General features: G+C 60.1%; 24 protein-coding genes. 8 read left to right on the top strand and 16 right to left on the bottom strand.

What is annotated here, in order from left to right:
- Positions 1-38 precede the first annotated feature (38 nt).
- Positions 39-2,108: an EAL domain-containing protein gene (locus ODQ19_RS24955; protein WP_330211500.1), complete on the bottom strand. Its 2,070-nt coding sequence runs from the start codon at positions 2,106-2,108 to the stop codon at positions 39-41.
- A gap of 345 nt (positions 2,109-2,453) precedes the next feature.
- On the opposite strand from ODQ19_RS24955, the gene ODQ19_RS24950 reads away from it, so the two are divergent.
- The gene (locus ODQ19_RS24950) at positions 2,454-2,708 is read left to right on the top strand and encodes a hypothetical protein (protein ID WP_256660399.1); all 255 of its coding nucleotides are present in this window, start codon (positions 2,454-2,456) and stop codon (positions 2,706-2,708) included.
- A gap of 11 nt (positions 2,709-2,719) precedes the next feature.
- On the top strand, positions 2,720-3,049 hold the full coding sequence (locus ODQ19_RS24945) for a DUF6388 family protein (protein WP_330211499.1): 330 nt from the start codon (positions 2,720-2,722) through the stop codon (positions 3,047-3,049).
- Between the two features lie 8 nt (positions 3,050-3,057).
- On the opposite strand, the gene ODQ19_RS24940 is transcribed toward ODQ19_RS24945, so the two are convergent.
- The 15 genes from ODQ19_RS24940 to tssA all read right to left on the bottom strand — a co-directional run bounded on the left by ODQ19_RS24940 (position 3,058) and on the right by tssA (position 20,440).
- Positions 3,058-3,900: a serine/threonine-protein kinase gene (locus ODQ19_RS24940; RefSeq protein ID WP_330211498.1), complete on the bottom strand. Its 843-nt coding sequence runs from the start codon at positions 3,898-3,900 to the stop codon at positions 3,058-3,060.
- Positions 3,897-4,619: a PP2C family protein-serine/threonine phosphatase gene (locus tag ODQ19_RS24935; protein WP_330211497.1), complete on the bottom strand. Its 723-nt coding sequence runs from the start codon at positions 4,617-4,619 to the stop codon at positions 3,897-3,899. Before ODQ19_RS24935 ends, ODQ19_RS24940 begins: the two co-directional genes overlap by 4 nt.
- A gap of 5 nt (positions 4,620-4,624) precedes the next feature.
- Complete coding sequence (gene tssM, locus ODQ19_RS24930) at positions 4,625-7,990, bottom strand: type VI secretion system membrane subunit TssM (RefSeq protein WP_330211496.1); 3,366 nt, start codon at positions 7,988-7,990, stop codon at positions 4,625-4,627.
- A 16-nt stretch (positions 7,991-8,006) separates the two neighbouring features.
- The gene (icmH, locus tag ODQ19_RS24925) at positions 8,007-8,867 is read right to left on the bottom strand and encodes a type IVB secretion system protein IcmH/DotU (RefSeq protein WP_330211495.1); all 861 of its coding nucleotides are present in this window, start codon (positions 8,865-8,867) and stop codon (positions 8,007-8,009) included.
- 5 nt (positions 8,868-8,872) lie between these two features.
- The gene (tssK, locus tag ODQ19_RS24920) at positions 8,873-10,201 is read right to left on the bottom strand and encodes a type VI secretion system baseplate subunit TssK (RefSeq protein ID WP_330211494.1); all 1,329 of its coding nucleotides are present in this window, start codon (positions 10,199-10,201) and stop codon (positions 8,873-8,875) included.
- Between the two features lies 1 nt (position 10,202).
- Positions 10,203-10,688: a type VI secretion system lipoprotein TssJ gene (gene tssJ, locus ODQ19_RS24915; RefSeq protein ID WP_330211493.1), complete on the bottom strand. Its 486-nt coding sequence runs from the start codon at positions 10,686-10,688 to the stop codon at positions 10,203-10,205.
- A 5-nt stretch (positions 10,689-10,693) separates the two neighbouring features.
- The gene (tagH, locus tag ODQ19_RS24910) at positions 10,694-11,890 is read right to left on the bottom strand and encodes a type VI secretion system-associated FHA domain protein TagH (protein WP_330211492.1); all 1,197 of its coding nucleotides are present in this window, start codon (positions 11,888-11,890) and stop codon (positions 10,694-10,696) included.
- Positions 11,891-11,901: 11 nt separating this feature from the next.
- On the bottom strand, positions 11,902-12,033 hold the full coding sequence (locus tag ODQ19_RS24905) for a hypothetical protein (protein WP_032896909.1): 132 nt from the start codon (positions 12,031-12,033) through the stop codon (positions 11,902-11,904).
- Positions 12,034-12,068: 35 nt separating this feature from the next.
- A complete protein-coding gene (locus tag ODQ19_RS24900) occupies positions 12,069-13,598 on the bottom strand; it encodes a sigma-54 interaction domain-containing protein (RefSeq protein WP_330211491.1) in 1,530 nt (509 codons plus the stop codon).
- Between the two features lie 104 nt (positions 13,599-13,702).
- Positions 13,703-14,710 carry a type VI secretion system baseplate subunit TssG gene (tssG, locus tag ODQ19_RS24895; protein ID WP_330211490.1) on the bottom strand — a complete coding sequence of 336 codons (1,008 nt, stop codon included), beginning with the start codon at positions 14,708-14,710 and terminating at the stop codon, positions 13,703-13,705.
- Complete coding sequence (tssF, locus tag ODQ19_RS24890; protein ID WP_330211489.1) at positions 14,674-16,461, bottom strand: type VI secretion system baseplate subunit TssF; 1,788 nt, start codon at positions 16,459-16,461, stop codon at positions 14,674-14,676. The genes tssG and tssF overlap by 37 nt, the downstream gene beginning before the upstream one ends.
- The gene (gene tssE, locus ODQ19_RS24885; protein WP_330211502.1) at positions 16,451-16,852 is read right to left on the bottom strand and encodes a type VI secretion system baseplate subunit TssE; all 402 of its coding nucleotides are present in this window, start codon (positions 16,850-16,852) and stop codon (positions 16,451-16,453) included. The genes tssF and tssE overlap by 11 nt, the downstream gene beginning before the upstream one ends.
- A 14-nt stretch (positions 16,853-16,866) precedes the next feature.
- A complete protein-coding gene (tssC, locus tag ODQ19_RS24880; RefSeq protein WP_330211488.1) occupies positions 16,867-18,345 on the bottom strand; it encodes a type VI secretion system contractile sheath large subunit in 1,479 nt (492 codons plus the stop codon).
- A gap of 27 nt (positions 18,346-18,372) precedes the next feature.
- Complete coding sequence (tssB, locus tag ODQ19_RS24875; RefSeq protein WP_116665911.1) at positions 18,373-18,870, bottom strand: type VI secretion system contractile sheath small subunit; 498 nt, start codon at positions 18,868-18,870, stop codon at positions 18,373-18,375.
- Between the two features lie 25 nt (positions 18,871-18,895).
- Entirely contained in the window at positions 18,896-20,440 is a 1,545-nt protein-coding gene (tssA, locus tag ODQ19_RS24870) for a type VI secretion system protein TssA (RefSeq protein WP_330211501.1), read from the bottom strand.
- Between the two features lie 469 nt (positions 20,441-20,909).
- On the opposite strand from tssA, the gene ODQ19_RS24865 reads away from it, so the two are divergent.
- From ODQ19_RS24865 to ODQ19_RS24840, 6 genes are all read left to right on the top strand, one after another.
- Complete coding sequence (locus ODQ19_RS24865; protein ID WP_014718214.1) at positions 20,910-21,425, top strand: Hcp family type VI secretion system effector; 516 nt, start codon at positions 20,910-20,912, stop codon at positions 21,423-21,425.
- 551 nt (positions 21,426-21,976) lie between these two features.
- The gene (locus ODQ19_RS24860) at positions 21,977-22,471 is read left to right on the top strand and encodes a DUF1543 domain-containing protein (RefSeq protein ID WP_330211487.1); all 495 of its coding nucleotides are present in this window, start codon (positions 21,977-21,979) and stop codon (positions 22,469-22,471) included.
- A gap of 108 nt (positions 22,472-22,579) precedes the next feature.
- A complete protein-coding gene (locus ODQ19_RS24855; RefSeq protein ID WP_034125729.1) occupies positions 22,580-22,861 on the top strand; it encodes a peptidylprolyl isomerase in 282 nt (93 codons plus the stop codon).
- Positions 22,862-22,991: 130 nt separating this feature from the next.
- A complete protein-coding gene (locus tag ODQ19_RS24850; protein ID WP_330211486.1) occupies positions 22,992-24,851 on the top strand; it encodes an extracellular solute-binding protein in 1,860 nt (619 codons plus the stop codon).
- Positions 24,851-25,909 (top strand): microcin C ABC transporter permease YejB, encoded by a 1,059-nt coding sequence (locus tag ODQ19_RS24845; protein ID WP_032876053.1) that lies wholly within the window; start codon positions 24,851-24,853, stop codon positions 25,907-25,909. Before ODQ19_RS24850 ends, ODQ19_RS24845 begins: the two co-directional genes overlap by 1 nt.
- A complete protein-coding gene (locus ODQ19_RS24840; protein WP_032896898.1) occupies positions 25,909-26,931 on the top strand; it encodes an ABC transporter permease in 1,023 nt (340 codons plus the stop codon). Before ODQ19_RS24845 ends, ODQ19_RS24840 begins: the two co-directional genes overlap by 1 nt.

Here is a 26,931-nt window from a genome sequence, read left to right as displayed (position 1 = left end):
GTTTGATTGCAGGGTGTCAGTTGGATAAGCGTCGGCCATCAGACCAACGCCCTGCGCTCAAGCACAAAGCGCCGCAACTGATCCCCAGGCAGTGCCTTGCTGAAATACCAGCCCTGGATAAACAACTCAGGCCCGTTACTCAAAAACGCCAACTGCTCAGCCGTCTCAACCCCCTCCACGACCACGCCCAGGTCCAAGGCCTCGCAGAAGCGCAACATACCGGTCAGCACCTGGGCGCCTTTAGGGTCACGCTGGGCCACCACAAAACTGCGGTCGATCTTGATGAAGTCCACAGGAAACTGGTGCAAGTAACTCAGCGCAGAAAACCCAGTGCCAAAATCATCCAGATAGACCTTGGCCCCCATGGCCTGCAACTTCTGGATGGTCTGGCGGGTGGCCGGGATGTCGCTGACCAGCGCGTCTTCGGTAATTTCCACTGAAACCTGCCCACGGGCCTGGGCAAGAATTTCCACCAGGCGGTCGCCATAGGCGGCGTCCTTGAGCGTGGTGCTGGAAATATTAATTGTCATCGGCAGTTCAAAACCCACCTTCTGCCATTTCTGATACTGGCGCACGGCCTGGGATGCCACCCACACGTCCACGTCCGGCATCAGCCTGGCATGCGCCAGCCATTGCAGGAACTCCCAGGGCGAATGCACCGTGCCCTGGCTGTCCCGGGCGCGCATCAGTGCCTCGCAGCCGGTGCACAAACCGGTGCGGGTGGAGACCTGGGGTTGAAACTCAAGGTAGAACTCGTAATCGCTGATCTGCTGGATACGGTTCAACTCAGCGGCCTGGCGGGCCAATGTCTGGTGGGTGGCCAGCACCGGGTCGAACTCCAGCAGGCGGCCTTTCTCTTCAAGGCCGCGAAACGTCATGTCAAGGGACTTGAGGTACACCGTTCCGCCATCGCTGGACTGGCGATGAATCGCCCTGACGTAGGGCGCATATACCAGGGTGCCGGCGCCCAGCAGAACGATCTGCAACACCACCGCCGCCACGTCGCCATGGGTGCTGAGGTAAGCGTTGAGCAGCACTGGGGCGGTAAAGGGCACGCTGGCCACCGCCGGCGAGACCCAGCCCAGTTGCACCACCATCAACGCCACCATCGCGTTGAACGCCGGTACCAGTAGAAACGGTATGAACAGGCGCGGGTTGAGGATGATCGGCAAACCGAACAACAGCACTTCGCTGACGTTGAATAATGACAGCGGCAAACTGGCCATCGCCAACAAGCGCATGGACTGGCTCTTGGAAAACAGCAGGATCGCCAATAGCAGGCATAAGGTTGCGCCCGAGCCACCGATAAAGGCAAAACTGCCCAGCAAGCCGTTGTTGAGCAGGTACAGCACCGGCTCCCCCGCCGCCAACGCTGCGCCATTGAGCGCCACCGCCTGGTCCAATGCATCGAATAACGGCTGCATGGCATACACGCCGTGAATCCCGAAGAACCACAGCAGCGAATTCATCAGGGTGACAAACAACCCGCTGCCGTAAGGCGTCTGCAACGCATCAAGCACCTGCGGCCCCTGGATTTGCGCCACATGGGGGATCAACAGCAGCAACGACAACACCGCCACCAACGACAAGGCCGTGAGTGCGCCAGGTATCACCATGTTGATGGTGCCCTTGAGGTTATGGCCGACCAGGTCCTGGTTGACCAGCCGCGTCCAGCGAAAGCGGTGCAGCCAGGCGATGGCCGGCACATTGATCAAGGGCGAAGCAATGGCAATAAACAGTAGGAACGTGGCCGAAGCGCGCGGGTACTCACGCAGCACGAAGGTGGCGACCACCACATGGGCCAGGCACAGGAAGGCGACCGGCAGTTGTGGCAGACGGTGTTGAATCGCCAACATGTAACCGATGGAGGCCGCCACCAGCAACGGGATCACCGAGCTGATCTGTTTATGCAGCCCGGCCAGGAAACTCACCACCTGCGGATCGAACCCCAGCGCCAGGGCGCATTCGGACAGGATCAGGAAACCAGCGGACACCAACAGGCACGGCAGGATCCACAGCAGTCCCTCCCGAATCGCACGCAACGACTCCGTGCTGGCCAGGACCGCCAGGCGCTGTGTCAGGAAAAGCTTGAACAGGGTGTGCGCCATGGGCCGTCCTCTGCCTGTCACCGACTGCCGCTGAAGATCAGGGCCGGAAACACCCGCTAACGCTACACGCCCTGATAGCCGAAGCGAAAGCCTTTATCCCCGTCCCTGCCCGGCTTTTTTACCAGTGAATGCCGGGTTGCTAGACTAAATCCCTACAGATTTATCGAACTTTCTGACTGGAATCATCCCCTAAGGCTGTCTGAGTCGGTATCATCCGCACGGTTTGTGCGTGTTAAAGGATGTTACAACCTGTCTGATAATGGGTACGCACTCAGGGAATCTTGCCTGGAACGACAACAGGCCAAAGGAGAGAACCTCACTATGCAAGACAAGCGCTCAAGTCACATGCGTCCTCTGTTTGTCACCATCCTGCTGTGGTTGTGCAGCGTGGTGTTGCTGTTTGTAATCAAGAACCTCATTGAATTGTTTACCGGGCCTGTGGCTGAAACCTGGGTAGACCTGACCCTGGTGCTGGTCGCTTACCTGATGTTTTTCTTGCTTGCGCCGTTGCAGAACTGGATGCGACGCAGGTCGCGTAAGCGTGCCCGCCACCACCTCAACGCACGCGCGTCCGATAGCAACTCCCACCCTTCTCATTAAGGTGTCTACCTGTGTCGGCACCCAACGATACGCACCAACTTGCACTGGACAGATTCCTGCGCGAACAACCGCAGGTCGCTGCCGAGCTGGACAGCCTTAACCCGCTGATAGCCCAGGCCAAGGGCGAAACCCTGGCGCAGTATCGCGCCGAACGCCTGCATGAGGCTTTCGAAGCACACGCTGAACAGCAAAAGTTATTCGCCTGGGAATTGACCCTCAAGCTGACGGCCGATTCGACCGAAGCCTTCGAGGCCCAGCGGCGCGAGGTGCATAAAGAAGTCGCACAGATGGCAGGCATGGACTGGGCGCAGTACTGCCAGTTGCACGGCTTAGCCGTTTGACCTTTACCCTACAAGCACCAGCGTGCTCGATTGCGCCCCATGACGTGGCGCAACTCGGCGACCGTTATGCTTCGGTGCTGCGGGTCTATCGCCAACGCTGCCTGTAACGCCGTCCAGCAATGCCTGGGCAACTGCGCGGGCCGGGGCAGACAGACCGTGGAGGCGCGCTCGCCAACGCGCTTGCCGTGGGCCAGTTCGTACAGGATGCAGGCCACGCCGTACAGGTCGGCAGCAGCGGTCAGCGCACCGCCGGCCAACAGTTCCGGGGCGGCGTAGGCAGGTGTCCAGGCATTGAAACGACTGCGGCTGACACTCGGCAAACCCATTGCGGTCTCTGCTTGAGCCTGGCCCAGGCCGAAATCGAACAAGCGCACGCCCTCCTCGCCCACTATGACATTGGCTGGTTTGACATCACCGTGCAGAACGTCTTGCTGGTGGGTGTAGACCAACGCATCCAGCAACTGCAAGGCGATGGGTCGTAACTCCCGCCAGGGCAAGCCATAGGGGCACTCCAGCAGCAGGCGGTCCAGCGTCACCCCTTGCAGCAACTCCATGGTGAAAAACGCAACTTGACTGTGTGTATCGACCTCAAACGAAAACGCCCGTACCACATGCTCGTGCCTCAGGCTGCGGGTCAACGCAAACTCGCTGTACAACAACACATGCGCGTCGGGGCACTGGGAAATGGGTTCGTCAAGTAGCTTGATCGCTACCTTGGAACAGGGTTCGCCCAATTGCTCGTGCAACAGGTCGCGCGCGCGGTACACCCTGCCCATGCCACCTCTGCCCAAGACACGTTCAAGGTGGTAGCGCCCAGACAGTAAACGGCAGGGTTGAGCTACCGAGTTCAAGGCTGCACCACAACCGCAGTCAGATCATCACGTACCGGCCGGCGCAACGCCGCCGCAAATAGCCGTTCCACTGCCCGTTGAGGCGTGCCCATGCTCAACGCCCGCCCCAGGTCAACGTGGCTGAGGGCCTGATACAAGCCATCACTGCACAACAAAAATACATCCCCAGGGCGGGTACGCAGTTCCAGTACCTCAAGGTGCAACCGCGAACGCGCGCCAACGGCCCGGGTCAAGGCCCTGGCACCCGGGTAAGCCTGGGCTTGCGCCACACTCAACTGACGCTCGTCCATGAGGCGCTGCAGCAGCGAGTGGTCCTTCGACAATTGGTACAAACTCTGGTCGCGCCATAAATAGCAGCGGCTGTCTCCCGCCCATAGGCAGGCCGCCCGGCCCTTCTCCAACAACAGGGCAACCACGGTGCTGCCCATCGTCACTTCACCGGTTGCGCCAGGTTCTGTCCATGCGCGTCGTACTCCTTGGTTGACGTCCTGCAACCTGTGGCGAACCGTCTGAATACGCTGGTCAAGGTTGCCGTCAGCCGACACTGAAGCCAAGTGGCTGACTACCCACTGGCTGGCGACATCCCCATGCCGATACCCGCCCATACCGTCCGCCACCGCCCAGCAACCCGTGCTCGGGTTGTCCAGGAATGCATCCTCGTTGCGCAACCGCGCCAGGCCTCGCTGCGTGCGCCCGGCGCTGCGCCACGGGGAATCCATCGGGTTCACAGCTGCTCCGGCAGGCGAAAGGTGCGCCATGTGTCCATGTCAAACGGGCCAGGCGTACGCTGGCTGGTGAGCCGGTAATTGGCGCGCAGGCCGGCGAGGTCTGCCTTGAGGATCTGTATATTTCGGCCACTGGCGGGCTCTTTCTGCAGCAGGTCCAGGAACCGGAACAACGACCACGCCCCCGTGTCCTTTTCGATGCCCAAGGGGCGCTGCTCCGCGCCTCTCTCCAAGACGAGGCTGCTGCGCCCATTGTCTGCGTCGGTGGGCCAATGGAACGCCATGGGTACGATCGGACCGTGGCGATACTCCAATTGCTGGTCGCCAAACCGCAGGATCGCTCGGCTGACCGATGGGTCCAGGCTGTAGGGTGCCAAAGTGAATCGCACGGACAACTCCCCCGCGTCTTCGGTAAAAAAGCCGCGGCGGATGACCTGGGTCTTCATCAATTGCTCCAGTAGCGCACGGGAAACCGGCAAACTCTGGCCATCGAGCCCACGCAATCGGTAGCGGCTGCCGTCGGCACTGATAAAAGGCCGCAGGTAGCCCTCATAAAAGCGCGCCATCACCCCGCGTGGCTTGAAGAACTCCTGAAAATCGTGAAGGGCGACCTCACTGCTGGCGTGCGCATTGAATGGGTAACGTCGACCAATGGCCTTGGCATAAAGGCTATGCACCTCGCTCTGATAACGTTGGTTGACGTGCACATAGGCCTGTTCCAGCAAATGCCGCCAACTGTCATCGGCCATACCTTCGAGCCAGCCGGCAACGGGCAGCGGCAGACGCGCGGCGGCGTCTCGCAGATGGCCCAATGCATCCTGCTGGCCCTCCATGCGCTGCCTGGCACGCAGGAAGGCGGCCTGCTCGGGTGCGCTGTCCCGGTTCAATGCCGTCAGTTGCAGGTGCACTTCATCCAGCAGACGCAAGGCCTGAGTCAGCTCTACGCCGGGGTTCTGCTGCTCATCCAGCAATTGATGCAAAGGCTCAAAGCGGCGCTGCAAGGCGCGCCGCGGAGCCTCGACAATAGCCGCCTGCCCAGCCGTCAACCTCGACTTGGCCATCTCGCCCAGGTCTGCCGACTGCTGGGCCACTTTGTCCAGCAGTCCGTGGCCTGGCAACAAACGTGTATTTTCACGCACCTGTTGCAAGAGACGAATCAAGGGCGATTGCGCCGACGTCAGGTTCATCAGTTGCTCGGCATCCTGGCGCAGGTTGTCAGTCTCTTGCAGCCTGACTCGGCCAAGCGCATCGCTCCAGACATCGGCATACTCGCTGAAATAACGTTGCTGCAGTTCAGCCATCAGGCGCCGCAAGTCCTGGGGCTCCAGGTCGGAGCCCTCGCCGAGCACCCAGTTGTCCTGGGTGATGGCGTTTACCAACCGCGGGCCCTGAGCCTCGAAGTACTGTACATAGCGTTTGGTATAGAACCCCGGCACAGGCGGATCGATAGCGGCAAACACCTTACCCTCGGCCAGACGCAACGGCTCCAGGCTGCGCGCTTGTTCGCGCAATACCCGATAGACCCCATCGGCCAACGATTCGCCCCTCAGCGCTTCACGGGCCTGGGCCACCCGTTCCTCGTTGAGTGACACCACAAAGGGTTGCTCCAGCAGCCGCGCAAGGTGCACATTGAGGCGCTTCTGTGTTGGCATATCCCCGGCAAACCGCACCGACCAAAGGCTTGCGATATGTTCTGCCAGCCAGGTCGTGTCACGGCGTTCGCGCAGATTGAGCATCAGGTAGGCACGCAGGTCGTCGAGCAGCCGCTCCCGGTCCCCAAGGCTGGCAATTACCTGTTCTTCCAACTGGGCGGCTGTCCAGGCCAGAAATGGCTTTTGCAGCGCGTGCTCATAGGCTTGATCGACGCTGGGACGGCTCAGTTCGCCCTGATACAGCCCGGTGCGCTCCACCAGGCGTACATCTACCGGCCCTGGAAAAACCTGGGTCGCCGCCAGTCGCGCGTCCAACAACGCCAACAGCGCCGTGCTTTCATCGTCGGCCGCAAGGGCGAGCGGCGGGTGTGAGGTCAGCGCCGACAATTGCGCCAAGCGTTGGTGGTTGACGGAATAACTGTGCCCCCATAGCCCGCCGACACCGCCAATAACCAGCGCCGCAGCCATCGCCTGCGCGCCCTGGCGCCAACGTAGACGTTGCTGTTCCTGAGCCTGCAAACCCGCAAGGTCGGCCTCGGCGAAGATCACCTGGCTGAACAGGCCCTGCACAAAGCGCGGGTGCCTGCCATCGGCGCAGGTCAAGAAGAACCCTCGCAACCCGTTGATGGCTTGGTAACGATGAGCGCAAAACGCCATGTCAACGAACAGGCTGACGCGCTCCCCCATTCGTGCTGCCTGCTGGGGAAACTCCAGCATCTGCCCACGTCGCCCGACATTGCGCTCCTGATGCAGTCGCCCAATCAGCTCACTGTTCAAGCGCTGCAACAATTGTTCGACCGCCTGACGAACCTGTGTTGTGTCAGCACCGTCGGCGCAGTCTTGCAGGTGCTGACCCAGCACGCTGTCGGCACTTTCTCCAAGGGGTGAGTCGAAGAATTCAGCGAATCCCGGCAACCGGTCGGCGTGGGTCAACACCAGGTAAATCGGCACATCCACATGCAACGTCTGTTGGATCTCTTGCAAGCGCGAATGTACATGGCGTGCGTGATGATCCAGGTCGTATTCGTTGGTACTCGACAGCATGTCGACCGATAGCGTCACCACCACACCGCTGAGCGGCCGCACTCGGCGGCGCCACCGGAGCAGATGCAACAAGGTGATCCAGCCTGCGGCGTCCACTGAAGGGTCGGGCTGGGTAAGGTAGCGTCCCGGGGTGTCGATCAGCACGCCTTCGTCGCCGAAATACCAGTCACAATGAGCACTGCTACCGATCGGTCGCGGTTGCGCGTGGTCCAGCGCCAGCGGCAAGCCCGCTGCCGCCAGTAACTGCGTCTTGCCACTGCCCGGCTCACCGATCAACAGGTACCAGGGCAACTCATGACGCCAACGTGCGTTACGTTCTCCATAATGGCGGGATATTTTGAGCAGGTGCACGGCTTTCTTGAACCGACTGCGCAGGTGCCGGCGCTCGTCCTCCACCCGCGTCATCGGCTGCTGGCGCACCTCGCGTTCTGGCCTTTGGCGCCAGGCGGTAAAACCTGAGCCCACAAACGCCATCGCCAGTCCCCATAGCAAGAACACACCGCTGATGGTGACCAACCGAGCAGTCGCCCCTGCCCAGATACGGTGATCATCCACTGCCAGCAGCGGCCCCAAGAACCACACCATTGCCGCGCAGGAAAGCACCAGCAACAGGCTCCACACCCAAATCCTGCCCAGCACGGTGCCCACCCCCTTGAAGAATGCGATCATTCATTGCTCCCAGCGTTTACAAGGGCGTACGGACCAGATCCGACGCCGAAAGTTGAAGGGGGTGCAGCGCGTTTGTACGCTCGTTGCTCAGCACCCAGGCAAACCCTGTGTACATCGCCAACACACACACCAAGGTGAGGCCGGCCCACCAAGTGGCAGGGATGACCCGCACTTGCTTACGCCGGTCGGCCCGCTGCTGGGCAGGCAGTAGCGCTTGCGCCGCCGGCTCCCCACGTACGTGCCTGATCTGGCGATACAAGGCATCGCGGACGGCCTCAAGTTGCGCCACGCCCCGCTCCATTACCCGGTATTTGCCTTCGAACCCCAGGGACAGGCACAGGTACAGCAACTCCAGCATCGCCACGTGCTTCACGGGGTCGCGCGTGAGGCGCTCCAGCAACTGGAACACTTTTTCGCCGCCAAAGGTTTCGTTATGGAAGCGGCTCAGCAGGCTCATCTTCGACCATTCGCTTTGCGCCCCCCACGGCGTCGTCACCACCGCCTCATCGATCACGCTGCACAACACATAGCGCGCCGACATGACCTGGCTGTTCTCCACGCCGCCCTGCAAGGCGCGGGTTTCGAACTGAGTCACCGCCAACACTAATCGGTCGTTGAGCGTGCCCAGGTTTTCACGGCCCGAGCAGACCCTGAGCCCAATAACCTCGAACAATACCGCCCAGGCTGCGGCTACCAGCGGGTTGAGCCCTGCCTGAAAGCTCTGCGTATCGAGCCTGTGGCCGGCGTAGATCATGCGGTCTTCCAGCTGTTCGTAGCGCGGCGGCGATGGGAAATCCGTTAACGGCCCCTGGGCAGGCTCATGAGTCTCCCGGTCGAGCAGGACGGTTTTTTCATCCTGGGTATATTCACTGTCCATGGCATTCAGTTCCTGATGGCCCAGAAGTCGAGTTCAAGCCCGGTGAATTCACCCCCTACGTGGAAAGCGAAACCACCCGACTGTTCCAGCTGTGCGATATCACGGGGGCTCATATCGAGCACGAAATAGGTCTTGCCGGCATGGAAAGGAATCTGTCGCGGCGCCACTGGCAAAGGCTTGACCTTGATACCGGCCAAGTGCAGGTTGACCAACTCGCGTATGCGCTCAACCGGCGCGACTTTCAGGTGTGCTGGCAGACGCTGGCGCAATTCCTGCGCCTCACACTGCGCGGTGGCCGCCAGGATGAAGGTGGCGGTGCCAAGCAATTTCAACTCGCTGACCGGGCATACCAGCACCCCGTACTGGCGAGGCTGCAATGCCAACTTGATCGCCTGTTGCTCCAGCACCACCGACAGCGCCGTGCGCACCTGCGCCATCAACCCGCGAAAACTGGCGCCCTGATCGCCGTGTTGATAGTGAACATCCAACTGCGCGCGTTTACTGTCCGTGGTGAAGGTTGATAGCTCCCCGAGCAGCGACACCAGCGCACGGAACACCGCTTCGGGCCGCACCCGCGCCTGGCTCAGGCAGTGGCGCAGCTCCAGCTCACTACGATTGATCACTTGCAGCATCAGGAAATCGGCGATTTGCGTGCCTGGGGCCGTGCTCTCGCCACGAATGCGCGCCGCGATGGCATCGCCCCGACTGGCAAGCAGGCCAATCACCTCCTTGAGACACGACGCCACGTACCCATGCTCCTGCACGAAGATAAACGTCGGGATGAACGCCGTATCCAGGTTCACACCGCCTTCACCGCTGGCGTCGAGTACCTGGGCCACCTTGAGCTTGATGAAGTGCTGGTCACCCGCCTGTTCACCCAACAGAAGACGTAAGTCCGGGCGCGCGCAGTGGATTCGGCAACGCGTATCCGCCCCCACGTTGGAATCCCCCACTTCCACTTCACAGCTGAGGTAGCGCGCCAACACCTCGCTTTGCTCAGGCCGGCGGACTTCAAGGTGACTGCCGCTGGCCAGCGGTAGCGCCAGGTAAACCCCTTGCGCGCCCGAATCCCTTGGCACCTGCACCACCAGCGGCTCCATGGCAGCATTCAAGTCAAACAGGCTGCCGTCCGGCAACACGCCGCTGGCCTGGTTGACCACCAGCTTGCCCAGCTTGAGGTACTGCGTATTGAGTTCGAGCGTGAGCAAACCCCAGGTGTCTCTGCCCAGCAGGCGGGTCTGATTGAGCTGCTGGTGGTAATAACGGTCGTTGTGCTGCAAGTGCTGTGGCCGCAACAGCATGCCTTCCTGCCAGATAACTTTATGAACCTGCATGTTATTGCGTCTCCACACTGGCGAGCGGGTCAGCAACACGTATACCGCCTTGGTCCAGCACCAGCTCGGCACGGTTGCGTTGCTGCACCGTCAAGGGCACCAACAGCCGCCACTGGACATGGGGCAAGTCTCGGTAAGCGGCCAGCACACCCACAAAACGACTGTCGGGAGCGATTCGCAGTTTGAGCGCCAACCGGTCACCCGGACGCAGCTCAACCTCCTCGCTGCCGACCCAGTCCTTTGGCAGCGTCTGCTGCGCATTGCCATACAGGCTGAAGAAGTCGGCATGTTCAAAGGCAACGCCATGGCGCAGTTCGATCAACTGCACCACCACGGGAGAAGGACGACCGTGCAAATCCGGGTTGACGTGTTCGCTGGCGGTCAGCACCACGTCCAGCTTGGTCAGCGTGGAAAATGGCGAGACGGCGCTGCAACCCGCCAACAGCCCGCATAAGAGCAACAACGAAACAAGGGTGGCTCGATACATGATTATCATGCTGGAAAATCAATGTGCAGGCTGGAGATCAGGCGCACCTGCTCCTCATAGGCCTTGGCGAAGTCGCCGGCCAACGGGCGATCATTCAACTGTTCTTGCGCCACCACACGCTGGTAGTAACGCTGGTAGTCACGCCACCGCCCACCATCGGAGAAAAACCCGGCAGGCTTGCCCTGGGACGCAAAACACCCCAACAGATGGCTGGGTTCAAAGACAGCGCGGGCATTACGCATGGCGTTTCGACAAGCGGCCAGCAACGCAACCTGATGCACCTGCAGTTCTAGGTGCACTTGGGTAATGGCGCGCACCGCGGGCAGTTGACCCAGCTCCCGGGTATCGAGCATCGTGGCTAAAGCAGCATCGGTGTCGCTATACACTTTCAAGGGATTCTGGCCGGTGCCCTGACCGGCGAACGGCGCCATACCCAGTTCGTTATTCAGTTCTTCACGGGTGCGCAAACCTTGTTGCAGCCCTTCGATCGTCACCCGAAACAAGCGTGCCACCTTGATCGCCAATGCCTCCCGGGCCGGTGTGTCGAGGGCCGTCAGGTCCACACCCAGGACCGCTGCAAATTGCGACCAGAACACCTCGTCGGTCGACGGCGGCGTCGCAACAGCGGGTACCGCGGCAACCTCCATCGAAGGGTCTTGCCGCCGCGGCAATACCACGTGCTCGCAATCGGCCCCATAGTGATCTGCCCATACCGCTTGCTCATCGGCACTTTTGCTCAAGGCTTCCAGATCATCCGACGTGGCCTGCATCTGCCGATCAAGGTCCAAGCCATGCAGCGGGTCCAGCGACAGGAAAGCGTCATCGGGAATCGGTACTGCCGCAGGCGCCAGCAGCTCGTCGGAAGGTCGCGGCGATTCCAGCAGTCGCGCACGTATCGTCAACACCCCCAACTCGAATACGTCGCCGTCACTGATCAATCGTGCCTGCCCCTTGCGCAGGCGCTCGGAACTGTTGGCTACCCCGATACCGTTGCGGCTGATATCCGTAAGGAAATAACGACCTTCACGGTAACCGATCAATCCATGATGGCTGGAGAGTACGCGGCTAGCGTCAGGGATCACCCAGTCACATCCAGGACCACGCCCGATCACGCCGCCGGCACCGTCAAATACTTTGCGGGCCAAAAGTAGGCTCTGGTCGCTTTCGCACGCGCAGACCTCAAACACAAGCTGCAGCTTCATGCCCCCTCCTTTCAGCGGCCACGAATGATCGCCTGCGGGTCACCCAAGGGGTGGTACTCGGCATCATCGAACACATAGTTGGCGTTACAGCCTCCCAGCAAACACATCACCAGCACGACGACGTGCCATGGACGATCAGGCATCAGGTTTCTCCCACAGTAAAAATCAAGTGCGCCATTCAGCGTTCCTCCCGGGCATCGCCAAAGGGAATGTTCAAACGGGCAAGACGGTAAAGCAGCGTGCGCCGGGCGACCCCCAGTTCCCGCGCGGTGCGGGTGCGATTACCGTGGTTCTTGTGCAGGCAGTCGAGCAGGAACGTGCGCTCCACTCGCTCCATCCGCTGGCGCAGCGTCACGTCATCGGAAGTGGCCGGCTTTGGTGCCAGCGGCAGCGCCAGGTGCTCGGGCCGGATCACGCTGTCGTCACACAACAACACGGCGCGCTCCACCAGGCATTTGAGCTCGCGTACGTTGCCGGGAAAACCATGGCTGAACAGTTGATCGAGGGCGGTATTCGACCATTCGACAGGTGGCCTCCCCAGCGCTGCGCACACCTTGCCTGTGAAATGGCGCGCCAGTTGCAGCACATCGCTGTCCCGCTCGCGCAAGGCCGGTAAGGTGATGGGAAACTGAGCCAGTCGGTAATAGAGGTCTTCACGAAAGCCCCCTTCGGCGACCATCGCCGCGAGGTCGCGATGCGTCGCGGCAATGATGCGTACGTCGACCTTGTGTGCCGCACTGGCACCCAGCGGGCGAACCTCACCCTCCTGCAATACCCGCAGCAACTTGGCTTGCAAGGGCAGCGGCATATCGCCGATCTCATCCAACAGCAACGTACCGCCATGTGCGGCGTCGAACAGCCCCGCGTGATTGCGATCGGCGCCAGTGAACGCACCTTTGCGGTAGCCGAACAGCTCACTTTCAAGCAACCCTTCCGGGAACGCCGCGCAGTTCTGCACGACAAAAGCCTTGGCCTTGCGCGGCCCGGCCGCGTGAATCGCCCGGGCCACCACTTCCTTGCCCGTGCCGGTCTCGCCCTGCAGCAGCACGGTGTAAGGGGTGTGCAGGACTTTACTGATCAACCGGCATGCCTGCTCCATTGCCGCACTGGTGCCAATCAGGCCGTATGCGCCAGCTAAGGGTTTGTTGCCTCCGGGCTTTGGATCAACGTTGGGCTGCCTACCGCGCAGTACGCGTAACTGGTTCACGGCGTAGCTGCCCAAATGCCCCAAGGAAGGGGCGTAGCCTTGCAACTGGGCCGGCTGTTGGCGGGCGCACACCAGCATCCCAATTATCCGCTCACATCGATTGAACAGCGGCACGATTAATAGCGCACGCCATGGTGTCGCCAATGCGGGCAGAAAACCTGTGTCATGGCCGCTGCCTTGCACATCCTCCAGGCTCAACCCAGTGCCCTGGGTCAAGGTGTCGTGCAGCAACTGTTGGGAATGCTGACCAGACCGTGGAGGCACTACGGTGAGCGACGGCACCTGGGCAAGATGTTGGGCGATCAGTTCAAGCCGGCCGGTCACTTCATCGAGCAGATACAATTGGCTGACGTCACACTGGCTCACCCGGGCCGCCGCGCTGACACATCCGTCAGGTAACGCGTGTTCATCACGCTCGAACCCCAAGCGTGCGAAACAGGCAGACAGTGCGTCGGCATATATCAGCGGGTCGGCCCCCTCACCAATCAGGTTATCGGTCATTGGCTGCACCCGCAGAAATCCACCAGGGCCGATGTTGTTTCCAGCCGTGCTGACAGCGCGCCGATCATGTGTTGCAAATCCCTGTTCATCATGTCCATTCATCCCTAATGAAAATTACGGGTTAGCGTGACTACGCCATCGGCCCGCTCGTGCCCCAGCCAGGTGGTCCAACCCAGGCGGCAAACCGTGTTTTCGCCAATGTGCAGGGCCCTGATCTGACCCTGCGCCAGTACCAGACGCAGGTCGTATTCCAATGGGTCGCGCAGGGTCAGGCGCACCAGCGAACGCAGCGGCTGACAGGCCTTTCCCGTGGGCAGGAAGTCGTGAAAACGCCGCCACCCCAACGCGCGGACATGCACCCTGAAGTTGCCACTGCGGTCAGCGACTCGGCGCCCTAAGACCAGGTCCTCGCCAAGCACACTGTTGGCCCGTCCAAGGTCATTGCGCTGTACCTGGCTGATCTCGACCTGGCGTTCAACCCACTGCTCGATAAACAACGCGTCGTGCTTGAAGTAGTAACGCAGGACCGACTCGATCAACGCCGCCGAGTGCACACGCACACTCAGCAGGCCCAGGTATGGCAGCAGGCGCTTGCAATCGAGCTGGGAAGCGCCACGGATCGCAGTGCCGCCCAAACCCGTCAAGGCAAACATCTGCGCGGAAAAACCATCATTGGCGCCTGCCCGGAAACACGCCCGATAGCGGTATTTGCGCCAGATCGGGAGCATCAGCCGGTGCAAGCGATGATGGAACAGATCCAGGAAATCTCGAGTCGGGTTGCCGCCTGGCTGTTCGGCAAATGCCTGCTCACCATAAAACGCAGGCAGTGGGGACCCGGCGCCAAATAACCCCAGTACATTGAGGCGCAGGCGCGCGCGCAAATGTCCATGCTCCATAAAGAACTCCACTCGGTCGATATCGTGCGCGGCAAACCCCAAGCCAGGGTTGGCCTGGAACTCCAACTGGTCGTACAACGCGTCCTCATCCAGCAGCGGATGAGCCTCACGCAATCGCTCGGTCACCTGCAAAACCGCCTGGAACAGCGTGTATTCACGGATACCACGGCAAAGTTGATTCAGAGCAGGGGCTGCTGTCCCATCAGGGATGGCCATAAATACACGTCTCCTTGTGTGCTGATGACACGCAACTCGTGATGGGAATTGAGGCTGGCATAAAGCGCAAAGAACTGATTGAGGACCGAAGCGAATACAAATAAGTCGCCCTGGCCGACAAAGCCTTGGGAGTCGACCGTCAGATCGACCCGCACACCTCGCACGGGCAACCCACGATGCAGGCGATCCATCGCGTCATGACGGATAGCACGCAAAGCCCCCAGTCTTTTCTGGCTGACCTTCAGCGCCTGGCGATCGTAATAACGCGGCAGGTCGTAGGTTGCTAGAATCGCCTTCAAGGCGTTGATGTCGGTCAACGACAAGTAGTTGAGCGACATATTGCTGATGAGCTTCCACAGGAAATCCTGGTCCAGGGGCGGCGCGTAGCTCGCCGTTGGCGCGGTGATATTGCGAAACGTCAACGACTCCGGTGTGTGTTCGCCGGGCTGGTGGATATCGCCTGCACGTAATTGCCGTGGCAGGTTGCAATTGGTACAGGTCAGTTCGACCGACAGGGTTTCCTGGCCCTGTTTGCGGCGGTTGCCGAACCCCATCCAGGTGTCGAGTCCGGCATGTTGCACCGACGAACGTTGGCGAATGCTGTAGCTGGGCGGTGCCGCCACAGGCTCGCTGTGGCAGTCATGTTCAAACGACTCGAACGGCACGTAGGTTTGATAGCCCAAGCCACCGGGGCGCCAGCCGGTGACCCGGTCCACTGAATACACGCTGGCATTGCCCGGCGTGTACTCCCCAGGCACCAGGAGGTACTCGTCCTGTTTACCGTCCAGGCGAATGGGAATTGCATCCTGTGTAAACAGGTTGACGATGGGCGTGCAATACAGCTTCACGTTATCCAGGGTAGGACGCAGGGGCTCGCGACCCTGACTGCGGAGCTCGAAACGCATCACCAGGCCGCGCGCCTGCCGGAGCAACTCGTGAGACAACGTGTGCAACACCTCCAGGCCTTCGACATCGACAAACAGGTACTTCTCGGGAAACGCGAAGTACTCCTGCAGGTGCCGATAGCCCTCCAGCGTGTTCTGCGGATAAGGAATCAGCGCCTGTTCCTGGGAAAACCCCACTGGCCGGACCTGGTTGGCATTGAGCCGCAGCGTCAGGGGTTGGCCATCGCCGGCGCTGATCGGCAGGCCATCTTGATCCACGAGCTGCAGGCTGATTCCGGCCAGATGGCGCAACAGACTCAGGTACAGACCCTGACTGATGTAGTGGTCACCGGCCAGGTGCAGTCGCAGCGAATCGAATACCAGCTCACTGAAGCTGCCGTCGACACTCATGCACAGGCGCAAATCCAACCAGGCCCCTTCGCCCTGGCATCTATATTCCAGGTCAGTGAGTTGCAATGGCATGACGTTGGTGGCATAGCATGTACGGAACTGGCAACGCTCACCGTGTATGGGAGCGCTTTGCACGGCGGTGTCCCGCTCCACCCGAACGCTTGGGCCGGCGCGTTTCAACGGGTCGAATTGCAAGATGCTGAAGGCCGGTATCGGGCGCATGTAATGGGGCCAGAGCAAGTGCATCAACGAGTGTGTCAACTCCGGCAGTTCGTCATCCAGTTTCTGACGCAAGCGCCCGGTCAGGAATGCAAAGCCCTCCAGCAAGCGCTCGACATCCGGGTCCTGGCCCGCTTCGCCGAGAAACGGCGCCAGGGCGGGATTACGTTCGGAAAAACGCCGCCCCAGTTGGCGCAACGCACTAAGTTCGCTTTGAAAATAACGGTTAAGCGTCATCGGCACAGACCTCAACCCGCCCGGTATCCGTGAGGCGCGCGTGGAACACCACAGGATGCAGTACGCCCTCAATCATTCGCTCAGCCTCAATGGCGAATGCCAGGGACAAGGAGTCACGCACAACCGGCAATAGCCTGACACGTACATTCGTCAGCCGCGGCTCATAGGCCTGGATAAAACGTTCGATATGCAGCCGCGACTGGCTCAAGGACTCATGTAAGCTGAGCCGCATGTCATTGAGGTCAGGCAAGCCATAATCAGGCAGCGTCTGGACACTGCCCGCACGAGTGCTGAGCATTTTCCCCAAATGTGCGGCGATGGACACCACGGCGGCGCCCGGGTTAGACGCACCCTGCTCGAGGCGTTCGAAAAGGCTGTTGTGCTCAAGCATGCCCTGGCCTCTGCTCATTCTTTATCGAGCTTCCCGACCAAGGACAATGTGAAGTCTGCCCCCATGTATTTGAAATGCGGGCGTACCGTGACGTTGACCCGGTACCAGCCAGGCTCGCCCTCGACATCGCTGACGACAATGCGCGCAGCACGCAAGGGGCGCCGCCCACGCACCTCGGCACTGGGGTTTTCCTGGTCCGCCACGTATTGGCGAACCCATTTGTTAAGTTCCAACTCCAGGTCCGTCCGCTCTTTCCACGCGCCCAACTGCTCCCGTTGCAGCACCTTGAGGTAATGAGCCAGGCGGTTGACCACCATCATGTAGGGCAATTGGGTGCCCAAGCGGTAATTCAGCTCTGCCGCCCTGCCCTCCTCACTGATGCCGAAGGGTTTGGGCTTTTGCACGGAGCTGGCGGAAAAAAACGCTGCGTTATCGCTGCCCTTGCGCATGGTCAAGGCGATGAAACCTTCTTGTGCCAGCTCGTACTCACGTCGGTCCGAAATCAGCACCTCCGTAGGAATCTTGGTTTCGATCTCGCCCATGCTCTGGAAGTGATGCAGCGGGAGGTCTTCGACCGCCCCGCCGCTTTGCGGGCCAATAATGTTGGGGCACCAGCGAAAGCGCGCGAAGCTGTCGGTCAGGCGAGTGGCAAAGGCATAAGCGGTATTGCCCCACAAGTAATGCTCGTGGCTGTTAACCACATTCTCCTGGTAAGCGAAGGTCTTGACCGGGCACTCAAGGGGGTCATACGGGGTGCGCAGCAAAAAGCGCGGCACGGTGAGGCCGATATATCGGGCGTCTTCGCTCTGCCGGAAACTTTGCCATTTGGCAAACTGCGGGCCTTCGAAATGGTCCCGCAGATCCTTCAGGTCGGGCAACCCGGTGAAGCTTTCCAAGCCAAAGAAACTCGGCCCCGCCGCTGCGATAAAGGGCGCGTGGGCCATGCCGGCGACGCTGGATGCGTATTGCATCAGTTTCACATCGGGTGCACTGGGCGAAAGAAAGTAATTGGCAATGATCGCGCCCACCGGCTGGCCGCCGAACTGGCCGTATTCGGCGCTATAGACGTGTTTGTATAACCCGGACTGGGTAATTTCCGAGGAATCTTCGAAATCATCCAGCAGGTCCTCGCGCGAGACATTCAACAGTTCGATCTTGATGTTCTCGCGAAAATTGGTGCGATCGACCAGCAACTGCAAGCCTCGCCACGAAGCCTCCAACGCCTGGAAGTCCGGGTGGTGAAGGATCTCATCCATTTGTTCGCTGAGCTTGGTATCGATCTCGGCGATCATCCGGTCGACCAGGCGTTTCTTTACGGGTTCGTCACAATTATGTGGCTTGACCAGCTCTGCGATAAACGCCGACACGCCGCGCTTGGCAATGCCATAAGCCTCGTCGTCGGCGCTGAGCAATGTCTGGGAAATGATGTTATCGAGGATGCTACCGCCTTCGATAACCTGTACAGGTTGCGTGCCGTGTTGAATGGTGGTCATGGTGTCAGTGTCCTTTTACTGAAAACGTCAGGCTTGAGGCCTATCCAGGCCCAGTTCGGCGAGCACGCGTGCGCGAGAGTCGCCATTGGCCAACGCCCGCTCGATAGCGTTGCGAAAGCTGGGCGTATTGCCCAGCGGGCCCTTGAGCGCCACCAATGCCTCACGCAATGCCATCAGCTTTTGCAATTGCGGGATCTGCTCCACCAGGTTCGCGGGGTTGAAGTCCTTCATCGTGTTGATCCGCACCTGAACCGGCAGTTCTTCCCTGTCGGCTGCATCCTGGAGGCGGTTGGGAACGCTCAGCGTCAGGCTCAATGCTTGCTTGGCCAACACCTCGTCAAAGGTGTGCTTGTCGATACCGATGGGCTTGCGATCTTCGAGTTTGCGTGGGTCCGCGCGCAGGGAAAAATCCCCCAGCACCAGCAGCTTCAACGGCAGCTCGACGTCTTCCTGAGCGCCACCGACGGCGGGTTTGAAGGTAATGTTGATACGTTCCTTGGGGGCTACCGAACCGTCTTTGGCCATGGTGCTTCTCCTTTTTGATGAGGCGCTATTCAAGTACTGCTTCCAGGTCGAAATGGCACAACCGGCGATGCAGACTGTCTTTTCCGTCTTGTACGGCTTGGTTTTGTGGCAACAGGTCGTAGCAGCGATACAGCAACTGGCCGACTTGCACAGCCAGCTCCGGCTCCCAACTTTCCAGACCCGTGCGCTGTAATTGCAGGTTGAGTTGCTCCAGCTGGATCCTGGCCAGGTCATGCTTGCCGGCCGCCACACACAACCTGGCCAGCGCCAGGTACCAATGAAAGCGCGCTCGATCACCGCACGCCGCCCGCAGCCCTTGCTTGAGCACACCCACCGCAGCCTTGAGACCGTCCTTGCGCAGGCAGGGCATCACCGCCTGCAACGCGGCTTCCCAGGGCTGAGCAGCGCAGTCAACGACGACATTGGAGGGCTCAGGCTTGTGCAGGTGACGCATGACGTGAAGCGCGATCCACTCACCTGTCGCGGGGTCGGCAAAGGGCGTGCCGTCCTCGAACCGATACTCAGGCAGATTCGGCAGGCGATGCAGCAGCAGAGCGAATTGCATTTCCAGTTCGGTCATGGCGAGGTCTGCGTGCAAGGCCGCCAGGCACTCCCAGACCATGCGCAAACCATCGAACCAGAACATTGCACCGGCCAGGCTGACCTCGAGTTCAAGCAACAGATCGGCGTAATGGCCTTGGCTGAAGCGGTCTTGATAGCGCTTGCGCTTGTCGGCAGCCAATGAGCGCAGCGCCGTGACCCGCTCATTATTGGCGTCGGGATAGTTGACGAGCATCAGCCACGCCAAGGTTCGGCCGAGGCGCAAGGCGCGCGGGTCGGCGGCATCCTGACGCAACCACCAGGCACATAAAGGCCGAGCCTGCTCCTGCAATGCGCGCAGCCGTTTGTGCGCGTCTTTTTCGTTATTGAGCGGGTGCTCGGGGGCCGGCAGCGGGCTTGGCGCTGGCTTGACCCGGGCAATGACGCCCGCGACGCCGCCAGGTTCGGCAGCAGCCTGGGCCAAGTGCGCCGACAGCTGCCGGCGAACCGGCAACAGCAGCGGCGCCTCGCTGCCAAGCTGTTCACCCCATATCTGATCGAGACATTCCAGGTGCTCCAACAGCGCCTGCAATAAAGGCCGTTGGTCACTGAGCGGCAGGTTGTGTGCGCACGCTTGCTCAAGGCGCAACACCAACCAGCCAAACGCCGCAATGCGGGTACGCAGCTTAACTGGATAGACCTGCGCCCAATGGTGCTCGCAGAGTTCACGCAGCACACCGAGACCAGCCAGCAACCCAGCAAATGAATCACGTTGATACAGGGCCCAGGCTAACCAGGCGGCGACGCGCAGATCCTTGGAATGCTCACGCAAAATGCACTCGCAGATTTCGCTGATCTTCATCCAATCCGGCAAGCTCGTACCATGAATGGAGTGTGCCTTGCCCAGCTCGGTTTCCAACACCTCAAACTCGCTTGAAAAACGCATGTCGCTGCCAACAAAACTGCTTGGCGAACACGCTGCCCGGGCAAGTTCTTGGCAATCGGCATATAGCTGTTCTGAATAAACTATTTTGGTCTGCACACAACCATCCAGGGTAAGACAGGCAAAGTTAACGTCATTGTTAAAAACCCTTGAACTTGCGTTCAAAACACATCGAGGTGAGCGAACCTTAGCCACGAAAAAAACAATCAGCAAGTAACGGAGCGGAACTTAAGAAACATCCTACACGGCTTGAAAATAAAGGCCTGCGCAGCTATTTGCGCAGTCCCTCCCAGCAGAAAACATCATCAATCGCCCACAGCCTTGCATTTACCAAAACACATGACATGAGCAACTAAGTGCGCATAGGCGTGCAACTAATAGCGCTAAAAATTCACCCACAGCCCTATAATAAATACTCAATAAAGGCCACTGACTCTTCTTCGCCCTTATTTCATTGAACCTCACACTTTCAGGCACGTTTCTTGTTAAAGGAACCTGACCGCTCAGCGCTCTCGCTGCCCGGCAATACCTACTCAATCAGGCAAGGAAACCCGTCATGCCCACACCCGCGTACCTCTCCATCACTGGTGTCAAACAAGGTTTGATTACGGCAGGCACATTTACCCAGGACTCGGTAGGCAACATTTATCAGGAAGGCCATGAGGACCAGATTCTGGTGCAGGCGTTTGCTCATCAGGTGATCATTCCCCGCGACCCGCAATCGGGCCAGCCGACCGGTCAGCGCGTGCATAAACCACTGATGATCAGCAAGGTTTTCGATAAATCCTCACCTTTGCTGTTCAGCGCCCTGACCACCGGCGAAGAAGTGTCCTGCCGCCTGGAGTGGCTGCGCACCTCCTCGGCCGGAACCCAGGAGCACTACTTCACGATTGAACTGGAAGGCGCCACCATCGTCGACATCCAATCTCGCATGCCCAACTGCCAGGACCCAGACAACGCCCACTTCACCCACCTGGAGGATGTGCACTTCACCTATCGCAAAATCATCTGGACTCACGAAGTCGCCGGGACGTCCGGTTCGGATGACTGGCGCAGCCCAGTGACGGGTTAACGGTAACCACGATGCGAAGCGAGCCGCTGTTGATCTTGATCTGCTTTTGATCTGCTTTTGATCTTAGGCGCCCCGTTAAACCACGCTGGCCGAACGCAGGCTTGAATTCGTGGGTAACCCGGCAGGACGCCGGGTTAGCCGCCCCGCGCCATGGATGGCGCGTGGCGGCGGCCCACGGATTCAAGCCTGTGTTCGGGCACACCGAGCCCAAGCGAGGTGCCGAGTGGTGGGGCAAGAGCCCTTTGGTTACTTTGGGGCTCTTTTCCAAAGTGACCCGCTGTCAGAGCGGAACCCTAAGTGGCCGTTACCGCAGAAATGGATATGTACACAATCCAACAGTGTTGACTGCCAGGCCGCCTTCGCGAGCAAGCCCGCTCCCACAGTTTGATTGCGAGGTGTCAGGTAGACAGGTGTTGCTTGTTAGGCCGCCATCGCAGGCAAGCCAGCTCCCACAGGTTCGGCGTCGCGACACACAGGCCCCATCACAACCGGACAAAACGGCTCAATCGCAGTATGGTTGCCCTCTCGCCACTCCCCAGGAATCACTGGTAATGCTGTTTGTCGTCATGCTCGGGGGCAAGCACCCGCGGGCCAGGATCGAAGTACACGATGTGGTATTCGCAGTAGCCGACACCCTGCAAGCCACCTACCCACAATTACGCGACGCCTGGTTCGGCAGCCCCAAAGGCGTACACATCGACGCATGGATGGCCGTCGATGGCGTCGACGGCTGGAAGGTTGAGTTGAGCTACCTGGCGCCCCACGGCGATGCGCCCCGCCTGTACTTCATCAACCTCGGCGGCTACGAGGCCAATAGCTTTGGCGAAGCCCATCACTACCTGCTGGTGGTCGCCCGTAACAAACAGGAGGCCATGGGCAAAGGTAAGCAGCAGATGCTCAGCAACTGGTCCCAGGCCCACACCGACGCGGTGCTGGATATCGACGATTGCCTGCCCATCGACCTGGTGGACGGCCGTTATATCCACCTGGTGCAAGCAGCGCACCGACCGATCGTGCAGCGCAACGACTATCTCGTGCTGCCTTGAACCGGCATGACTTAAACAGTGGCGACTGAAAACCCAGTGGAACTTTGCCGAGAAATAACCGCCTGAATCCGGTACGCTCACCGTTTTTTACTCTAGGAGTTACTCACCATGGCCAAAGCCACCGCCCGTCACATCCTCGTTGCCTCTGAAGACAAGTGCAACGAACTCAAGGCCCAAATCGAAGGCGGCGCTGATTTCGCAGAAATCGCTAAAGCCAACTCCAGCTGCCCATCCAGCCGCCAGGGCGGCGACCTCGGCTCGTTCGGCCCAGGCCAGATGGTCAAGGAATTCGACACCGTGGTCTTCAGTGCCCCGGTCAACACCGTGCAAGGCCCGGTGAAGACCCAGTTCGGCTACCACCTGCTGGAAGTCACCAGCCGCCAGGATTGATTCAATCTGCGCTGATGCTATAAACAACGGCCCGCCCTTTGGTGGGCCGTTGTGCATCTGATGACTGGCGATGCCCAGGCCGTTAGCGTACAAATCCTTATTATTCTTTACCCGGCGCTCAAGGCTGATAATGCGATTGGCTTTTTCATCTCTGCTCTACTCCACCCTGGCCTTGCTAATGGCCAGCACTGCGGTGATCGCAGCCCCGCAAACCTACCTGACGGTGTACGGCGAGCCGGCCAAGTACGCCGAAGGGTTCAGACATTTCGACTACGCCAACCCCAACGCCCCCAAGGGCGGCAGCCTGCGGCGTTCAGCGCTGGAGGTGGGGCGGTTTGACCATGTGCTGCCCTATATCGACAAAGGCATCGGCGTGTCCCAGGTGGACGGCTGGGTGTATGCGCCTTTGGCGTTGCGCTCGCTGGATGAGCCTTACACCGTCTATGGCCTGGTGGCGCAAAAGATGGAACGCGGCGACGACGGCCTGTCGCTGCGCTTCTACCTGAACCCCAAGGCGCGCTTTGCCGATGGCACGCCCATTACCGCGCAAGACGTGCGCTACAGCTTTGACGTGTTGATGACCCAGGGCAGCCTGCGCTATCGAACGTTATTTGCCGACGTCAAACACGTCGAAGTCGAAGGCGAACGTCAGGTGCGCTTTGACTTTTCCAGCAATGAAAACCGCACCCTGCCCCTGGATCTCGCCACTTTGCCGGTGTTCCCCGAGCACTGGTGGAAGACCCGCGACTTTGCCAACGGCGGCGGCTACGAAGCGCCACTGGGCAGCGGCCCTTACAAGGTCAGCAAGATCGACTCCGGCAGTACCATCACCTTCACCCGCGACCCCGACTGGTGGGGCAAGGACTTGCCGGTCAGCCGTGGCCTGTACAACTTCGATCACCTGAGCCTGGAATACTTCGGCGACACCGAAGTGGCGCGCCAGGTGCTGCGCGGCGGCGCCTACGACTTCAATCGTGAATTCTCTGCCACGGGTTACTCCATCGGCTACAACGGCCCGGCCCTGGACGATGGCCGCCTGCAGCGCGCGCACCTGGCCAAGGAGATGCCGCAGCCGGCCCAGGGCTATGTGTTCAATGTACAAAAACCGATGTTCAAGGATCGCCGCGTGCGCCAGGCCCTGGCGATGCTGTGGGATTTTGAATGGGCCAACCGCCAGATGATGCGCAACCTGTACATCCGCCAGCAGAGCTATTTCTCCAATAGCCCGTTGGCTGCCAGCCAGTTACCGACCCCGGAAGAACTGGCGATCCTCGAACCCCTGCGCGGGCAGGTTCCCGACGAGGTGTTTACCCAGGTGTTCAAGGCCCCGGTCACCGATGGCAGTGGCATGATCCGCGACAAACAGCTGCAAGCCTTGGCCCTGCTGGAGGACGCCGGCTGGAAACCGGTGGGAGACAAACTCGTCAATGCCCAGGGCGAGCCACTGGAGTTTACCTTTCTGAATGTCCAGAACGGCCTTGAGCGCTTGTTGCTGCCCTACAAACGCAACCTGGCGCAGATAGGCATCACCCTGAATATCCGCCGCATTGACTCTTCGCAGTACGTCAACCGGCTGATGGCCCGCGACTACGACATGATCGTCACGGGTTTCCCGGTCACCACCTCGCCCGGCATGGAGCTGTACAACTATTTCGGCTCTGCCGCCGCGTTCGATTCGGGCGCCAACAACTACATCGTGCTCAAGGACCCGGCCGTCGATACCCTGATCCATGGCCTGGTCAAAGCCGACACCCAGGCGAAGATGCTCACCTATGCCCACGCCCTGGATCGCGTGCTGCAATGGAATTACCTATGGATCCCCAACTATTACCCACCGGGCACCTCCGCCGCATGGTGGAACCGTTTCGGGCGCCCGGCCATCGAGGCAAAAAACGACGAAGCCCTGGAAACCTGGTGGGAAGTCAGCCCCACCCCGCTGACGAACGAACAAATGCAGGCTGAGTTGAAAAAACGCGGAGAGGCCCACTGATGTTTGCCTATATCGTACGGCGCCTGCTGCTGATCATCCCGACGCTGGTGATCATCCTGTTGGTGAACTTTGTGATCGTGCAGGCCGCGCCCGGCGGGCCGGTGGAGCAAGCCATCGCCCACTTGCAAGGCATTGGTGGCGGTGGTGTGGCGGGCGCATCCGGCGAAGGCATCAGTGGCTCGCGAGCCAGCCGCGGCCTGGACCCGAAGCTGATCAAGGACATCGAGAAACAATACGGCTTCGACAAATCCGCGCCGGAACGCCTGTGGTTGATGCTCAAGAACTACGCCCAACTGGACTTCGGCAACAGCTTCTTTCGCGGCGCGACGGTGACCGACCTGATCCTGGAAAAGATGCCCGTCACAATTTCCCTCGGCCTGTGGGCCACGCTGATCACGTACCTGGTGTCGATCCCGCTGGGCATACGCAAGGCCGTGCGCCATGGCAGCAGCTTTGATATGTGGAGCAGTACGGCCATCGTCATCGGTTACGCAATGCCGGCGTTCCTGTTCGCGATGTTCCTGATCGTGGTGTTCGCTGGCGGCACTTCGCTGAACTGGTTCCCGGTACGCGGGCTGGTCTCGGAAAACTTCGCCGAACTGAGCACCGTGGGCAAGGTGGCCGACTACTTCTGGCACTTGGTGCTACCGGTAACGGCGCTGGTTATCGGCGGGTTCGCCACCTTGACCATCCTCACCAAGAACTCGTTCCTCAATGAAATTACCCGCCAGTACGTAGTCACCGCACGCGCCAAGGGTTTGAGCGAACGCCGGGTGCTGTACGGTCACGTGTTCCGCAATGCAATGTTGCTGGTGATCTCGGGGATTCCCCAGGCGTTTATCAGTGTGTTCTTTGCCGGCTCGCTGCTGATCGAGGTGATTTTCTCCCTCGATGGCCTGGGCCGCATGAGCTACGAGGCAGCCGTGTCCCGCGACTACCCGGTGGTGTTCGGCTCGCTGTTTATCTTCACCCTGTTCGGCCTCCTGATAAAACTCATCGGCGACCTCTGCTACACCCTGGTGGACCCGCGTATCGACTTCGCCGCGAGGAACGCCTGATGCTCAACCTGTCCCCCGTGGCCCGTCGGCGCTTCGAGCGCTTCAAGAAAAACCGCCGTGGCTGGTGGTCGCTGTGGCTGTTTATCGGCCTCTTTATCCTGACCCTGGGCGGGGAGTTGATCGCCAATGACAAGCCGCTGGTGCTCAGTTTCAAGAACGAGCTGTATTTTCCGGTGTTCAAGCGCTATACCGAGCAGCAGTTCGGCGGGCAGTTGCCGTTCCAGGCGGACTACCGCAGTGACTACGTGCAAAAGCTGATCAAGCAGGATGGCGGCTGGATGCTGTTCCCGCCGATTCCGTTCAGCGATGACACCCCCAACTACGAACTCACCCGCCCTGCCCCGAGCCCGCCGTCGGCGGTGAACTGGCTGGGCACCGATGACCAGTCCCGCGATGTATTGGCGCGGGTGATCTTTGGTGCACGGGTGTCGATCCTGTTTGCCCTGGCCCTGACCGCCATCAGCGCCGTCATTGGCATTGCCGCCGGGGCGTTGCAGGGGTACTACGGTGGCTGGGTGGACTTGCTCGGCCAACGCATCCTGGAGGTGTGGTCTGGCCTGCCGGTGCTGTACCTGCTGATTATCCTGTCGGGGTTTGTGGAACCGAATTTCTGGTGGTTGCTGGGGATCATGGCGCTGTTTTCCTGGCTGGCTCTGGTGGACGTGGTGCGCGCCGAGTTCCTGCGCGGGCGCAACCTGGAATACGTCAAGGCCGCACGCGCCCTGGGTCTGGGCGACGGCAAGATCATTCGTCGGCACATCCTGCCCAACGCCATGACCGCGACCCTCAGCTATTTGCCGTTCATTTTGACCGGGGCGATATCCACCTTGAGCGCCCTGGATTTCCTTGGCTTCGGCATGCCCGCTGGCAGCGCGTCCCTGGGCGAGCTGATCGGCCAGGGCAAGCAGAACCTGCAAGCGCCGTGGCTGGGCTTGACGGCGTTTTTCACCTTGGCACTGATTCTGTCGTTGCTGGTGTTTATCGGCGAGGCATTGCGTGATGCCTTCGACCCCCGCTCATGA

Source organism: Pseudomonas sp. AM4(2022) (assembly GCF_036346515.1).
Taxonomy (GTDB): domain Bacteria; phylum Pseudomonadota; class Gammaproteobacteria; order Pseudomonadales; family Pseudomonadaceae; genus Aquipseudomonas; species Aquipseudomonas paracarnis.
This window is presented reverse-complemented; position numbering and strand designations above follow the sequence as displayed.

Coding starts and splice junctions, on each gene's coding strand:
- ODQ19_RS24905 (WP_032896909.1), bottom strand. CDS start 12,033: ATGCCTGATCGTCCATGGCACGTCGTCGTGCTGGTGATGTGTTTGCTG.
- ODQ19_RS24855 (WP_034125729.1), top strand. CDS start 22,580: ATGGCCAAAGCCACCGCCCGTCACATCCTCGTTGCCTCTGAAGACAAG.
- tssK (WP_330211494.1), bottom strand. CDS start 10,201: ATGCAGGTTCATAAAGTTATCTGGCAGGAAGGCATGCTGTTGCGGCCA.
- tssJ (WP_330211493.1), bottom strand. CDS start 10,688: ATGTATCGAGCCACCCTTGTTTCGTTGTTGCTCTTATGCGGGCTGTTG.
- tssC (WP_330211488.1), bottom strand. CDS start 18,345: ATGACCACCATTCAACACGGCACGCAACCTGTACAGGTTATCGAAGGC.
- tssB (WP_116665911.1), bottom strand. CDS start 18,870: ATGGCCAAAGACGGTTCGGTAGCCCCCAAGGAACGTATCAACATTACC.
- ODQ19_RS24955 (WP_330211500.1), bottom strand. CDS start 2,108: ATGGCGCACACCCTGTTCAAGCTTTTCCTGACACAGCGCCTGGCGGTC.
- ODQ19_RS24860 (WP_330211487.1), top strand. CDS start 21,977: ATGCTGTTTGTCGTCATGCTCGGGGGCAAGCACCCGCGGGCCAGGATC.
- ODQ19_RS24935 (WP_330211497.1), bottom strand. CDS start 4,619: ATGGATTCCCCGTGGCGCAGCGCCGGGCGCACGCAGCGAGGCCTGGCG.
- tssF (WP_330211489.1), bottom strand. CDS start 16,461: ATGACGCTTAACCGTTATTTTCAAAGCGAACTTAGTGCGTTGCGCCAA.
- tssG (WP_330211490.1), bottom strand. CDS start 14,710: ATGGCCATCCCTGATGGGACAGCAGCCCCTGCTCTGAATCAACTTTGC.
- icmH (WP_330211495.1), bottom strand. CDS start 8,867: ATGGACAGTGAATATACCCAGGATGAAAAAACCGTCCTGCTCGACCGG.
- ODQ19_RS24850 (WP_330211486.1), top strand. CDS start 22,992: ATGCGATTGGCTTTTTCATCTCTGCTCTACTCCACCCTGGCCTTGCTA.
- ODQ19_RS24900 (WP_330211491.1), bottom strand. CDS start 13,598: ATGACCGATAACCTGATTGGTGAGGGGGCCGACCCGCTGATATATGCC.
- ODQ19_RS24865 (WP_014718214.1), top strand. CDS start 20,910: ATGCCCACACCCGCGTACCTCTCCATCACTGGTGTCAAACAAGGTTTG.
- ODQ19_RS24845 (WP_032876053.1), top strand. CDS start 24,851: ATGTTTGCCTATATCGTACGGCGCCTGCTGCTGATCATCCCGACGCTG.
- ODQ19_RS24840 (WP_032896898.1), top strand. CDS start 25,909: ATGCTCAACCTGTCCCCCGTGGCCCGTCGGCGCTTCGAGCGCTTCAAG.
- tssM (WP_330211496.1), bottom strand. CDS start 7,990: ATGATCGCATTCTTCAAGGGGGTGGGCACCGTGCTGGGCAGGATTTGG.
- tagH (WP_330211492.1), bottom strand. CDS start 11,890: ATGAAGCTGCAGCTTGTGTTTGAGGTCTGCGCGTGCGAAAGCGACCAG.
- tssE (WP_330211502.1), bottom strand. CDS start 16,852: ATGCTTGAGCACAACAGCCTTTTCGAACGCCTCGAGCAGGGTGCGTCT.
- ODQ19_RS24950 (WP_256660399.1), top strand. CDS start 2,454: ATGCGTCCTCTGTTTGTCACCATCCTGCTGTGGTTGTGCAGCGTGGTG.